Annotated in this window: 11 protein-coding genes; 6 read left to right on the top strand and 5 right to left on the bottom strand. The window is 73.0% G+C overall.

Going from position 1 to position 13463, the window contains the following annotated elements:
- The first annotated feature begins 224 nt into the window (after positions 1-224).
- Both AB0J74_RS15520 and AB0J74_RS15515 read left to right on the top strand, forming a co-directional pair.
- Positions 225-2831, top strand: a complete 2607-nt coding sequence (locus tag AB0J74_RS15520) for a DUF4062 domain-containing protein (RefSeq protein WP_363448419.1) — start codon at positions 225-227, stop codon at positions 2829-2831.
- A gap of 75 nt (positions 2832-2906) precedes the next feature.
- Positions 2907-3227 carry a DUF1330 domain-containing protein gene (locus tag AB0J74_RS15515; protein WP_363448418.1) on the top strand — a complete coding sequence of 107 codons (321 nt, stop codon included), beginning with the start codon at positions 2907-2909 and terminating at the stop codon, positions 3225-3227.
- A gap of 23 nt (positions 3228-3250) precedes the next feature.
- Here AB0J74_RS15515 and AB0J74_RS15510 read toward each other — a convergent pair whose 3' ends face one another.
- A complete protein-coding gene (locus tag AB0J74_RS15510) occupies positions 3251-3838 on the bottom strand; it encodes an XRE family transcriptional regulator (RefSeq protein ID WP_363448417.1) in 588 nt (195 codons plus the stop codon).
- A gap of 96 nt (positions 3839-3934) precedes the next feature.
- On the opposite strand from AB0J74_RS15510, the gene AB0J74_RS15505 reads away from it, so the two are divergent.
- Genes AB0J74_RS15505 through AB0J74_RS15495 form a run of 3 tightly spaced genes read left to right on the top strand, consistent with a single transcriptional unit; the run spans position 3935 to position 6227 of the window.
- Positions 3935-4726, top strand: coding sequence for a helix-turn-helix domain-containing protein (locus AB0J74_RS15505; RefSeq protein WP_363448416.1), 792 nt, complete (start codon positions 3935-3937; stop codon positions 4724-4726).
- An 11-nt stretch (positions 4727-4737) separates the two neighbouring features.
- On the top strand, positions 4738-5451 hold the full coding sequence (locus tag AB0J74_RS15500; protein ID WP_363448415.1) for an SDR family oxidoreductase: 714 nt from the start codon (positions 4738-4740) through the stop codon (positions 5449-5451).
- Between the two features lie 26 nt (positions 5452-5477).
- Positions 5478-6227: a GNAT family N-acetyltransferase gene (locus AB0J74_RS15495; protein ID WP_363448414.1), complete on the top strand. Its 750-nt coding sequence runs from the start codon at positions 5478-5480 to the stop codon at positions 6225-6227.
- Positions 6228-6239: 12 nt separating this feature from the next.
- Here the strand turns inward: AB0J74_RS15495 and AB0J74_RS15490 are convergent, their stop codons facing one another.
- Positions 6240-6857 carry a zinc-ribbon domain-containing protein gene (locus AB0J74_RS15490; RefSeq protein WP_363448413.1) on the bottom strand — a complete coding sequence of 206 codons (618 nt, stop codon included), beginning with the start codon at positions 6855-6857 and terminating at the stop codon, positions 6240-6242.
- 95 nt (positions 6858-6952) lie between these two features.
- Positions 6953-8176 (bottom strand): PucR family transcriptional regulator, encoded by a 1224-nt coding sequence (locus AB0J74_RS15485; RefSeq protein ID WP_363448412.1) that lies wholly within the window; start codon positions 8174-8176, stop codon positions 6953-6955.
- A gap of 95 nt (positions 8177-8271) precedes the next feature.
- Between AB0J74_RS15485 and AB0J74_RS15480 the strand changes: the two genes are divergently transcribed.
- A complete protein-coding gene (locus AB0J74_RS15480; RefSeq protein WP_363448411.1) occupies positions 8272-9777 on the top strand; it encodes an NAD(P)/FAD-dependent oxidoreductase in 1506 nt (501 codons plus the stop codon).
- A 50-nt stretch (positions 9778-9827) separates the two neighbouring features.
- Here AB0J74_RS15480 and AB0J74_RS15475 read toward each other — a convergent pair whose 3' ends face one another.
- Positions 9828-10796: a hypothetical protein gene (locus tag AB0J74_RS15475; RefSeq protein ID WP_363448410.1), complete on the bottom strand. Its 969-nt coding sequence runs from the start codon at positions 10794-10796 to the stop codon at positions 9828-9830.
- Positions 10793-13267: an SMC family ATPase gene (locus AB0J74_RS15470; protein WP_363448409.1), complete on the bottom strand. Its 2475-nt coding sequence runs from the start codon at positions 13265-13267 to the stop codon at positions 10793-10795. Before AB0J74_RS15470 ends, AB0J74_RS15475 begins: the two co-directional genes overlap by 4 nt.
- Positions 13268-13463: the final 196 nt, after the last annotated feature.

The following is a 13463-nucleotide window of genomic DNA, read 5'->3' as shown; positions in this document are numbered from 1 at the left end:
GCGGTGGGTTGGTCGGCGCCACACGGAATCGTCCGGACCCGCCTTTGCGCGGTCCGCCGGGAGCGCTCCCACGAGATTGCCGACACGTAACGGCGACGTCAATACCGTTCGATGGGAGCGTTCCCAAACCGTTATGGGAGCGCTCTCAGGGCTGGCTGGCAGGTGTCGGGGCCGAGGAGGGCGGGTAGGTTCGGTGTCCGTATGGGGGGAAGTGATGATTTTTCATGGCAACTTCGGGCGGTCCGGTGATCCACACGCCGGACCATCGGTTGCGTGTGTTCGTCTCGTCGACGCTGGAGGAGTTGGAGCCTGAGCGACTGGCGGTCCGTGACGCGATCGCCCGGATGCGGCTGGTGCCGGTGATGTTCGAGCTGGGTGCCCGGCCACACGGCCCACGCGAGGTCTACCGGGCCTACCTGGAGCAGAGCCAGCTCTTCATCGGCATCTACTGGGAGAGCTACGGCTGGGTCGGTCCGGACTCGCAGCGTTCCGGCATCGAAGACGAATACCTGGTGGCGGGCCACCTGCCGAAGCTGATCTACGTCAAGGCGCCGGCGCCCGACCGCGATCCCCGGCTGACCGCCCTGCTCGACCGGATCCGCGACGACGCCCGGGTCAGCTACCGGCAGTTCCGCTCCGCCGACGAGTTGCGCCGAGTGGTCGGCGAAGACATCGCCCTGCTGCTCACCGAGCGCTTCACCCCGCGGTCGGGCGCCCGCTCGGGCTCCGGATCCTCCTCCGGCGAGGCCGAGGTCATGCCGCGCGACGACGTGCCCGTGCCGCCCAACCCGCTGCTCGGGCGGCGGGCCGAGCAGCGCGCCCTGCGTGACCTGCTGACCAGCGACGACGTGCGCTTGGTCACGCTGACCGGGCCCGGCGGCGTGGGCAAGACCCGGCTGGCGATGGAGCTCGGCTCGGCGTTGCACAACACCTTCGCCGACGGGGTGCGCTTCACCGACCTGTCCGGGGTCACCGACCCCGACCTGGTCGCCGCATCCCTGGCCCAGTCGCTCGGGCTGCGTACCGTGCCCAACCGCTCGCCGCTCGACGACGTGGTCACCTATCTGCGCAACCGCTCGCTGCTGCTGGTCGTCGACAACCTGGAACACCTCCCGGACGCCGCGCCGACGATTGCCGCGGTGCTCGGTGCGGGCGCCGGCATCACGATGCTGGCCACCAGCCGGGTGCCGCTGCGGCTGACCGGGGAGCACGTGTTCGACGTGTTGCCGCTGCCGGTGCCCGACCCGGCCGAGGACCCGTCGGTCGCCGTCCGCCGCGACGGCGCCGCCCGGCTGTTCGTCGAGCGGGCCCGCGCGGTCAAGGCCGACTTCGCGGTCGGCCCCGACGAGGCCGCGGCGATCGCCGAAATAGTCCGCCGGCTCGACGGCCTGCCGCTGGCCGTCGAGCTCGCGGCCGCGAAGGTGCGCGTCCTCACCCCTCGGGCCCTGCTCGGTCGCCTCACCAGCCGGCTCGGCACGCTCACCGGCGGCGCCCGCGACCTGCCGGCCCGCCAGCGCACCCTGCGCGACACGATCGCCTGGAGCTATCACCTCCTGCCCGACCACGAGAAGCGGCTGTTCGCCCGGCTCGGCGTGTTCGCCGGCCCGTTCGACCTGACCGCGGCCCGGGCGGTGGCCGGCGTGCCGGAGCAGTACGCCGGCATCGACGCGCTCAGCTCGCTGATCGAGAGCAGCCTGATCGGCCAGGAGAAGGGCGACCGCGAGCCGCGCTTCACGATGCTCGGGATCATCCGTGACTACGCCCTGGAACGGCTCCGCGAGGAGGGCGACTGGACCGACACACACAACCGGCACGCCCTGCATTACCTCTACTTCGCCGAGCACGTGGCGCCGCCGCTCGGCCGCACCTCGACCAACCCGGCCTCGGTCGACCTGCTCGAAGCCGAGCACGACAACCTGCGCGCGGCGATGACCTGGTTCATCGACACCGGGCAGCTCGAAGAGGCGGTCCGGCTGGGCTGGGTGGTCTGGTCGCTCTGGTGGCTGCGCGGGCACACCGACGAGGGCGCACGGAGCATCGAGCGGGTGCTCGAGCACGCCGACCAGCTCTCGCCTCGGGCGTACGCCCATGTGCTCTTCGGCGACGGCGCGATCTCGTTCGTCACCGGGCAGCACGCCGTCGGCCGGGCCAAGCTGGAGCGCGCGCTGCCGCTGCTGCGCCGGCTCGGCGACGACGACGCCACCGCCCGGGCGGCCGGGATGTTGGGACAGTTGGCGCTCGCCCGCGGCGACTACGACCAGGCCCGCGAGCTGCTGGAGGAGACCAAGCAGATCAGCGAGCGGCTGGGCGAGGAGTGGATGATCGCGCTCTACCACACCCGGCTCGGCCTGGTCCCGCTCAAGGCCGGCGACCCCAAGGCCGCGGCCGCGCAGTTCGCCGACGGGCTGCGGCTCGCCCGCAAGACCAACGACCACCTCGGCGAGATCGTGGCGCTGTTCAGCCTCGCCGTCGCCGAGATGGTGGACGGCGACCAGGCCGGCGCGACCGCCTACCTCGAATCGGGCCTGCGGGTCGCGGCCGGCGTACGCGACGAGGCCAGTGCCGCGCTCTTCCTCCAGGCGCTGTCCGACCTGGCGGCGCGCGGGGGCTCGGCCGAACGGGCGGTGCGGCTGGCGGCCGCCGCGCGCAAGCTGCGGACCGACACCGGCGCCGCGTGGATACAGGCGTACGTGCCGGACTGGCCGAGCGGGGCCGACCTGGACACCCGCGCCCACCCGCGGGCCTGGTCGCAGGGCACGGCCGACAACCTGGGCTCGGCGCTGGCGTACGCGCTGGAGGCTCCCCAACAACGCACCCCAGCGAATACCTAAGCGCTACCGATTCCCCACGGCCGACTTGTCCGTACCTTACGGAGCAGGACCTGATCGTCGAATGAGGAGGAGACCATGGCCGCGTACGCCATCGCGCACTTCCACTCGGTGGAGCCCTGCCCGGACATTGTCGAGTATCTACGGCGCATCGACGCCACTCTGGAGCCGTTCGGTGGCAGGTTCCTGGTGCACGGCGGGAACGTCGAAACCATCGAGGGAAAGTGGGGCGCGGGCGTCATCGTCATCGAGTTCCCCGACCGTGAGCGGATCCGGAACTGGTACGACTCGCCCGAGTACCAGCAGATCCTGGGCCTGCGCACGGCACACATGGTGGCCGACGTGATTACCGCCGACGGCGTACCGGACGGCTACCGCGCCGCCGACTCCGTGCACTGAAAGGCGGCCGCGTCGGCTCGCGCCTAGTGGGCAGCGGCGGCGATGTCCATCGCGAGGTAATAGACACAAGGAACTGTGTCGGTATTGGCGAAGCCGTGATGACAATCCCCGGGGTAGAAGATGCTGTCGCCCTGGCGCAGCACCACGTTGTCGCCGTCGAGCGACAGGCGTAGCACGCCGGCCTCGACCGCGAGATACTCGCGCGAGCCGGGGCTGTGCGGCAGGAACACGCCCGCGTTCACACCCGGGTCGATCGTGGTGCGCATGAACTCGAAGTCGACGCCCGGCAGCACCGGGCTGAGCACGCGCCGCTCCCAGCCAGCCTCGTCACGGGCCACCGTCTGCTCTTCGCGACGCAGCACCAGCCGCTCGGCGGGCACCTCGTCGCGCAGCAACCGGGCGATGCTGGTGCCGAGACCGGTGGCGATCCGGTCGAGCACGAGCACCGTCGGCACGCGGCTTCCACGCTCCACTTCCGAGAGCATGCTGCGACTGACGCCGCTGACCGCGGCGAGGTCCTCCAGCGTGAACCCGCGCTGGCGACGCTCGGCGCGAAGCCGTTGACCAAGCTCGGCCATGTCCAGTCCGTTGCCGACGCGCTCCGAGATCATCACCGGAATCTACCAAGTTTCTATTATTGTGGAATATCGGCGCCGCCGATGAGCTGGCGGCTCCCCGAGCCGCCTGAGCCGGGCGATGATGGTGCGATGGCGCAGGTCCACTCGATGCCGGTCCAGCCGCCCGGCGCGGCCTGCCGGGCGGCACCGGGCCGCCCGGATCACCGGCTGCACGGTCGCGTCGTCGGCTACGCCGGGTTCGCGTCCGGCACCGGCGCTCCGCTGGCCCACCGCCTACTCCCGATCAACCTGACCGCCCTGGTCATCTCCTTCGACGGGCCGTTCGGCCTGGTCACCGGCCCGCGCGCCCGAGCGACCGTGGACGGGCCGACCACCTGGGGCCGCGGCGTCACGGTCGGCCTGACCCCGGTCGGCGTCGCGGAGCTGTGCGGCCTGCCGATGAGCGAGTTGGCCGGGCTGTCGGTCGACTGGCGTGACGTGCTCGGCCCGCGGATCGGCCCGCTCGCCGAGCGACTCGCGGCCGCGCCCTCGTGGCCGGCCCGCTTCGCCCTGCTCGACGCCGCGCTGCTGGCCCGGCTCGGCCCGGACGCGCCCGGCGGCGTGGTCGGCGCGGCCTGGCAAGCCCTGCAGGGGCCGCGGATCGGCGTCGGTGCGCTGGCGGAGCGACTCGGGGTCGGGCGGCGGACGCTGGAGGTCGGCTTCCGCCGCGAGATCGGGCTGTCACCCGCGACCGTGGCCCGGGTATCCCGCCTGCAGCGCGCATTCGGCCTGCTCGGCCAGGGCGCGGCCCTGGCCCGGGCGGCGGCCGGCGCCGGCTACGCCGACCAGCCACACTTCACCCGCGAGACGCGCGCGATGGTCGGGCTGACGCCGGCGCAGCTGTGCGCATTCGTTCAATACCGGCCGCTGACCGCGGCATAGCGTCCGGTGGCATGACACCCACCGCACTGGTCACCGGCGGCTCCCGCGGCATCGGCCGGGCCGTCGTCGAGCGGCTGGCCGCGGCCGGCAACCGCGTCGTGTTCAGCTATGCCCGCGACAAGTCGGCCGCCGACGAGGTCGTCGCCCGCTGCCCCGGCGCGATCGCCGTGCGCGCCGACCAGACATCTTCGTCCTGTTTGGACCTGTTGTTCGACGCTGTCCAGGACGGACTCGACATCCTGGTCAACAACGCTGCCGTCAACCCGGCGCCGGCCGGCGTCGCCGAGGTGACCGAGGCCGAGTTCGACCGGGCGTTCACCGCCAACACGAAGGTGCCGATGTTGGCGATCGGCCGGGCCGCGAAGCTGATGCGCGACGGCGGCCGGATCGTCAACATCTCCACGCTCAACACCGTGCTGCCCGCGGCCGGCCACGTCCTCTACTGCGCCAGCAAGGGGGCGCTGGAGCAGGTCACCGCGGTGGCCGCGCGGGAACTCGGTCCGCGCGGGATCACCGTCAACACGGTCTCGCCGGGCGCCACCGACACCGCCTTCCTGCGCCAGCACAACACGCCGGCGGGGCTGGCGCGGTCGGCGGCGCTCACCGCACTCGGCCGCCTCGGCCAGCCCGACGACGTCGCCGCCGTGGTCGTCTTCCTGACCTCACGGGACGCGGGATGGGTCACCGGCCAGAACATCCGCGCCACCGGCGGCCTGCTGATTTGACCGCGGGCGTGGCATCGTGGTCCGTCATGGAGATCAGGAAGGCCGGACCCGAGGACGTCGCCGCGATCGTCGCGATCGGGCACGAGACCTGGCCGGCGGCCTACGGTTTCGCCGGACCCGACTACATCGCACACGGGCTGGCCACGTGGTGGACGGCGGAGGCGACGACGCGCTCGCTGGAGGCCACCACGTTGCTGGTCGCCGAGGAGGGCGACGAGCTGCTCGGCGTCGGCAACATCGACCCGCACGCCGAGGTGCCGGTGATCTGGCGGCTCTACGTGCGCCCCGGTGCGCAGGGCGCCGGTGCCGGCTCGGCGTTGCTGACCGCATTGGTCGACGAGGTTCCCGGGCGCCCGGTGCGGCTGTCCTACCTGGCCGGCAACGAGCGGGCCGCCCGCTTCTACGCCCGGCACGGCTTCGCCGCGCATCACGAGGAGCCCGGTGAGCGGCCGGGCTGGCCGGCGCAGGTCTGGCTGGAGCGCCCGCCGTCGAGCCTGTTGCTCGTCGCGGTCGTAGAGATGGCCGCCGGCCACCCGGAGGAGGGCCGCCGCTACGAAGACGCGGTGCTGGCCCTGCTGGGCCGGCACAACGGCGTGCTCGAGCGGCGCACCCGGACCGCCGACGGTGCGACCGAGGTACACCTGATCCGGTTCGCGTCGCGGTCCGGCTACGAGTCGTTCATGGTGGACCCCGACCGCCTCGCCCTCCGCACGTCGATCGGCGCGGCCGCGCCGGCCACCCGGGTGATCGAGGTGGCCGACGTACCTACCGCTTGACCGGCGGTGGGATCAGCCGCGCGTGATGGACTGCTCGACGGTGGCGATGACGCCGGTCGCGTGCGCCGGGGTCATGCCGAGCTGCTCGGCGATCCAGTGCAGCGCCTCGCGCTCCTGCTGGTTGAGCGGGCCGTCGGCCAGGCCGACCCGGACGGCGTTGGCGAGCTGGCGCTCGCAGGCGTCCTGGGTGAAGTTGGCGGCCAGGTTGCGCAGTGGCTCGACAGCCAGCTCGGTCGGCTGGCCCGAGTCGGCCTGCAGGTGGGAGACGTCGTAGTCGGCGGCGCCGGCCTCGTGCACCCCATCCACGGCGGCACGGACGGCGGCGTCGGAGGCGCCACCGGCACGCACCATGATGGCCGCGGCGGCGCGCATGGCGGCCGGCAGGGCGCTGGCGAGCTGCGCGGTCGTCGGGCGGCGCAGCACGATCGGGTCGAACCGGGTCTTGCAGGTCTGGCAGCGGACCGCCTCGCCGACCTTGTCGAGCGGGATGACCGGGAGGAAGAAGAGCGTGAAGAACCGGCGCGCGGTGCGGTGCTCGTAGTCGCGGTCACCCCCGCACTGTGGGCAGTGGAACTGCCCGGTGCCGATCAGGCCGAAGATATAGAAGACCGAGACACCAAAGATGATCATTGCGACTCTCCGCCGGTGAGGGACAGGTGGGTGACCGGGGGACCCTACCAGCGCGTACGCCTTCGTGCGTGCCTGTCGGCCATGCGCCTGGTCCATCACGACGGTTGGGCACCGATCGCCCGCCAGTGCACCACGTCGAGGGCGGCGGCGACCGCCACGGTGTTGCCGGCCAACGGGCGGGGCAGCAGCCGGTCGGCGCGGGCCAGCCGGCGCAGCAGGGTGTTGCGGTGGGTGAACAGGCGGGCGGCGGCGCGCGAGGCGTTGCACTGCTCGGCCACGAACGCCCGCACCGCGGCGCGCACCTCTGCGGGCGCCGACTCCAGGCCGCCGAGGGTGCGGCTGACGAACCGGTCCGCGCCCTCGGCGTCCTGGGTGACCAGGGCGACCAACTCCACCTCGTCGAACGACGCCAGCCGCTGAGCCGAGGTCAGCCGGGCCAGCAGGCGTTGGGTGGTCAGCGCGTCGAGGTGGCTGCGGCGGAAGCCGTCGACGCCCGGCGCCGGCGAGCCGAGCGCCACCCGCACCTGTGGCAGCCGGTCCAGCGCCAACCGCAGCTCGCCGAGGTCGGGGTGGCCGTGCACCCAGACCCACCGGGACGCGGCGCTCGCGATCACGTTCAGCGGCCGGCCCGTTCCCGCCGCCGCGGCCAGCACGTCGGCGGCGCGGTCGAGGTGGCGCGGATCGGTGTCCGGATCGTCGGTCCAGACGACGGCGGCCGTGTGGGTGCGGTCCAGCGGGTAGCCCAGCCGGATCTCCGCTTGGTTGACCGTGGCACCGTCGAGCAGCAGGGTGACCGTCTCGCGTCGCTCGGCGTGCGTGCCCCGGGTCAGCGCGGCCCGCTCCGCCCGCATCCGCAGCGAGATGGTGGCCACGGTCGCGTCGACGAACGCGGCGATCGACCGCAGCGAGACGTCGAGCAGCTCGCGCAGCTCGCCGGTGTCGGTGGTCAGCGAGCAGGCGATCTGGGTCCATAGCCGGGCCGCGACCGCCTGACCGACCCGGTAGGCGTCCAGCGCCGAGTCGTCGAGGCCACGGCGGACCAGGTCGCGGGCGATGGCCAGCGGGGCCGCCTCGTCGTTGGCCGCGACCGGCTGGCCCGGCGCACGCACGTTGGCGGCGGCCCAGAACAGCAGGTTGGAGCGGTTGGTGCGGCGGGTCGCGGCGGCCAGCACCGGGTCGCCGGCGATCGGTCGCCGGGCCTCGCCGGCGAGCGTGGCCGCGTCGATCTCGGCGAGCCATTCGGGGCGCGGGTTGAGCGCGATCTCGGCGCCTTGCCGGATGAGCTCGCGCACCCGGGGCGACGGCGGATCCCATGACATGCATCGACCGTAGTGGTGCAGATCGCACCTGGCGACCCACCAACCTGGTGCAGATCGCCCTTCGCCTATGCGGGATCAAGGCACAGCATGAACAGATGGCGGTCGAGCACCTTGATGTCCTGATCGTCGGCGCCGGGATCTCCGGCATCGGCGCCGGGCGCTACCTGAAGACGCGGTTGCCGGCGAAGCGCTTCGCGATCCTCGAAGCGCGCGGGGCGTCCGGCGGCACCTGGGACCTGTTCCGCTACCCGGGCACCCGATCCGACTCCGACCTGCACACGTTCGGCTACGAGTTCAAGCCCTGGCGCGACGAGGAAGCAATCGCGTCCGCACCGCGGATCCTCCAATACCTGCGCGAGACGGCCACCGAGAACGGCCTGGACCCCCACATCCGCTATCACCACCGGGTACGCGCAGCGGCGTTCGACAGCGACACGGCACGGTGGACGGTCGACGTCGAGCGCGACGACTCCGGCGCGACGACCACGTTCACCGCCGACTGGATTTTCGCCGCCGGCGGCTACTACCGCTACGACGAGGGCTTCACGCCCGAGTTCGTCGGCCGCGACCGGTTCGAGGGCGAGATCGTCCACCCGCAGCACTGGCCGGAAGACCTTGACTACGAAGGCAAGCGGGTCGTCGTGGTCGGCAGTGGAGCCACCGCGGTCACCATCGTGCCGGCGATGGCCGGCACCGCCGCCCACGTGACGATGCTGCAACGGACCCCGACCTACATCCTCTCGTTGCCGACGAAGGACGCCATCGGCAACGCCCTCAAGAAGTATCTGGGCCCGGTCCGCGGACACGCCTGGACGAGGCGGAAGAACATCGCGCAGCAACGCTGGATCTGGCGGTTCTGCAAGCGCTACCCGGAGCGGGCCCGCCGGCTGATCCGCTGGCTCAACGCCAAGCAGCTGCCCGAGGGCTACCCGGTCGACGAGCACTTCCGGCCGCCGTACGACCCGTGGGACCAACGGTTGTGCCTGGTCCCCGACGGCGACCTGTTCGCGGCGATCCGGGCCGGCACCGCCGAGGTGGTCACCGATCGGATCGAGACCTTCACCGAGCACGGCATCCGGCTCGCGTCCGGACGCGAACTGGCGGCCGACATCATCGTCACCGCGACGGGCCTCAACGTGCAGGCCCTGGGCGGCGTCACGCTGACCGTCGACGGTGCGCCGATCGACCCGGCCCAGACGGTCGCCTACAAGGGCATGATGCTGTCCGGCGTGCCCAACTTCGCGTTCATCGTCGGCTACACCAACTCGTCCTGGACGCTCAAGGTCGGCCTGCTCTGCGAGCACTTCTGCCTGCTGCTGAAGCACATGGACGAACACGGCTACGCGATCTGCCGTCCGGAGATCGCCGACCCGACGATGCCGACCCGGCCGTTCCTCGACTTCGGCGCCGGCTACATCCGCCGGGTCATCGACCAGCTGCCCCGCCAGGGCGACCGGCTGCCCTGGCTCACGTCGATGAGCTACGACACCGACGTGCGCCTCCTGCGCGCCGACCGCGTCGTCGACCCGGAGCTGCACTTCAGCCGGGCCGCGACCGCTCCGTCGATCGGCGGCGATCGGGCGACCCAGGGCAGCGGCTAGCCCGCGACGGCGTCGACCGAGTTGGTCGACGACGCCGGGATCTCGCGGGGCTACCGCCCGGCGGGCACGGCGCTGCGGGCGGCGGCCAGGGTCAGGGCACGGTGCAGCAGGCGGGAATCGCCGAGCAGGCCACGCAGGCGGCGTTCGAGGCCGGCGATCGGGATCAGATTCTGCGGCGCCCGCGGGTCCTTGTAGGGGGTCGAGGCGAACCGGGGCAGGGTGACCAGGGACAGGTCGGCCAGCTCGATCGCCTCCTGCGACGGCATCTCGGTCGAGCATTCGAGGCGGACGATGCCGGCCCACGGCGCACCCGGCGGGCCGGGCAGCCGCAGATACCATGAGTAGCCGCCCCAGGCGGTGCCCATCAGGAAGACCGGCGAGCGCTCGCCAGGGCGCAGTGCGGTGACCACGTTGGTCAGCGGGCCGTCGAGATACTGGCTCTGCTGTGTCTTCACGTAACCGATCGTGCGGGACAGTTGCCGCCGGTTGCGCAGTGGCCCGTCGACGACGAGCAGGTCGTCGGACGCGCCGCGGACCTCGGTCGAGACCGCCACCTCCAGCGCGGTCAACGGACCCTGGACGGCGGGCACCAGGCGGGCCGGGTCGGGCGCGCCCGGCACCTGCCGCACGCCGTAGTGGACGGTGCCGGCCGCGATGTCGCCCGCGGTGGGCGAGGTGGTGAACAGGCCGCGCTCGACCAGGGCGCCGGCCAGTGACGCCACGCCGGCGCGCAGGTCGCAACGGACCACCCCGGCCGCGTACGACGCCGCCAGGCCGGGATGCGAGGTGCCGTCTTCCTCCCGGGTCCACAGGCTCGCGTCGATCCGGCGCACGCCGTCGACCAGCAGCACCACGTCGGGGGCGCGGACCGTCGGCGGCGCGGTCAGTGGCCGCCAGGCCGCCGCCGGCAGCTCGACGTCGGTGTTGACCTGGGCAGTGCTCTGGCTGGCCGGCGCGGACGAGGCCTCGAACGAGGCGCCGTAGGCCGGATCCCAGTTGTCCACGAAATATTCGGTCATATGCCGCTCCGGGTGATGTGGGCGGAGCGCGCGTCCTTGGTCACGTCGAAGCGCACCGGCACCCGCTCGGCCAGCGCCGGCACGTGGGTGACCACGCCCACCATCCGGTCGCCCCGGGCGGCCAGGCCCTCGAGTGTCGCCGCGACCGTGTCGAGGGTCGCCGCGTCCAGCGTGCCGAAGCCCTCGTCGAGCAGGATCGACTCGAGGCTGGCCGCCGCCGTCGACATCCCGGCCAGCTGCTCGGCCAGGGCCAGCGCGAGCGCCAGTGACGCCTGGAACGTCTCGCCGCCGGATAGCGTGCGCACGCCCCGGCGCAGCCCGGCGTCGTGGTGGTCGACGACGGAGAACTCACCCTTCTCGTGCACGAGGTCGTATTGCCCGCCCGACAGCTCGCGCAGGATCCGCGAGGCGCCCTCGACCAGCAGGTCGAGGGCCTCTTCGAGCAGCCAGCGCTCGAAGTTGTTGGCCCGCAGGTGCCCGGCCAGCGCCTTGGCCACCTGGCTGTCGCGCTCGTGCGCGACGCGCTTGTCGAGCAACCCTCGCGCCTGCTCGCGCCGCTCCTCGACGCGCTGGTGCGCGGCGGTGGCCCGCTCGACCGCCACCGTCGCCGCCCGCACGTGGTCGTCGGGTGCCGGCTGCCCGGCGTCGACGAACGCGGCATCGAGCCGCGCGCGCACCGCGGTGACCGCGGCGTCGGCGTCGGCGGCGCCGGCGGCCAGCGCGGTGCGCGCCGACCGGCGGTCGGCCACCTCGGTCGCGGACCAGTCGGCGAGGACCGACCACGAGTCGGCGAGGTCGTCGCGGGACGCGGCCGGTGGTGCGAACCGGGCGACCGCGTCGCGGGCCGCGTCGAACTCGCGCCAGGCCGCGGTCAGCCGCTGCTCGGCCGAGCTGCGAGCGGCGCTGGCCGTGCGCGCCTGTTCGCGCGCGGACTTGAGCGCCGCGACCGCCCCGTCGAGGGCCGCCTGCAGCCCGGCCAGCGTCTCCAGCTCGCGCTGGAGCGCGCTGACACCGGGCGAGTTGGCGAGCTGCGAGCCGAGGGTGGCCAGCCGGGCGGTGAGCTGCTCGTGCTGTGCGCGGGCCCGGTCGAGGGTGCGTTCGAGCGCGCGGGCCGCCTTCTCCCGCTCGGCCACCTCGGCCTGCGCCTTCTCGTCGGCGGCCTTCGCCGCGTGGCCGGCCTTCTCGGCGGCCGGCACGGCCGAGGTCGCGGGCACCGCCGGCACCGTCGCGACCGGCTGCTCGCAGACCGGGCAGGGCGCACCGGCGTGCAGGTGCACGCGGAGGGCGCCGGCCCGGTCGGCCGCCTGGGCGTCCTGGTAGGCGCGCCGGGCCGCGTCCAGCTCGGTCGCGGTGCGCAGCGCCGCCGCGCGGGCCTGCTCCAGCGCCGCCGCGGCGGTGCGGTGCTCGGTGGTCGCGGCCGAAAGTCCATCCTGGAGGGACGCCGCTTCGGCGGCGACCGCGGCGTGCTCCTCGTGGGCGCGCAGCAACAGCCGCAGCGCCGCCGGGTCACCGGTCGCGGCCAGCTCGCCGCGCAGCTTCTCCTCGCGCTCCTCCGCGGCCGTGACGGCATCGGCCGCCTTGCTCGCAGCAGCGCGGGCGTCGGCGGCGGCCGCGGCCAGGGCGGCCACCCCGCGCGGCGCGCGGACCCGGTCGAGCAGGGCGATCTCGTCGTCGAGGGCGGTCAGGCCGGCCGCGGCCTCGGCCGCGGCACGCTGCGCCGCCTGCAACTGCGGTGTCACCGAGGCCACCAGCGAGGCCAGGGCCAGCATCGCGTCGACCCGCTCGGCCGCGGCGGCCAGCGCCTCGTCTGAGGTGTCGTCGAGGCCGGCCAGCAACTGGTCGACCGCGCGCAGGTCGGCGTCGGCCTGCTGCGCCCGGGCGGTCGCCCGCTTCTGGATCTCTTCGTAGACGTGCAGGCCGAGCAGGTTGACCAGGATCTGCTGGCGGGTCGCGGGTTTGGCGTGCAGGAAATCGGCGAACTGGCCCTGCGGCAGGATCACGCAACTGGTGAACTGCTCGTAGGGCAGCCCGACCGCCTGCTGCACGGCCTCGTCCATCTCGGCCGGCGTGCCGGCCAGCACGTCGCCGAGGTCTTCGGGGGTCATCCCGGTGTCGAGTTTGGACACGTCGAAGTTGTCGGGCATCTGCTGCAGGCCCGCACCGCCGGTCTTGACGTTGCCCCGGCTGTCGCGGCGGACCACGCGGGTCGCGACGTAACGGGCGCCGGCCGACTCGAACACGAGCCGCACCCGGGCCTCGGTCGCCGACGGCGACAGCGCGTTGGCGATGCCCCGGCTGCTGCCCCAGCGCGGCACCTGGCCATAAAGGGCGAAGCAGATCGCGTCGAGCACGGTCGACTTGCCCGCCCCGGTCGGCCCGACCAGGGCGAAGAAGTCGGCGTCGGTGAAGTCGACCGTCGTCTCGTCGCGGAAGACGGTGAACCCCGCCATATCCAACCTGAGCGGCCTCACGCGGCAACCTCGCTTCGCGAGGTCGGGCGTGAGCCCGGGCCTACTGAGCCAAATGGTTCGGTCGCAAGCTCCCTCACGCGGCAACCTCGCTTCGCGAGGCCGGGCGTGAGCCCGGGCCTACTGAGCCAAATGGTTCGGTCGCAAGCTCCCTCACGCGGCAACCTCGCTTCGCGAGGCCGGGCGTGAGCCCGGGCCT

Origin of the sequence: Asanoa sp. NPDC049573 (genome assembly GCF_040676615.1) — a bacterium.
Classification (GTDB): Bacteria; Actinomycetota; Actinomycetes; order Mycobacteriales; family Micromonosporaceae; genus Asanoa.
Note: the sequence above shows the minus strand (reverse complement) of the source record. Positions and strands in the feature narration are given on the sequence as shown.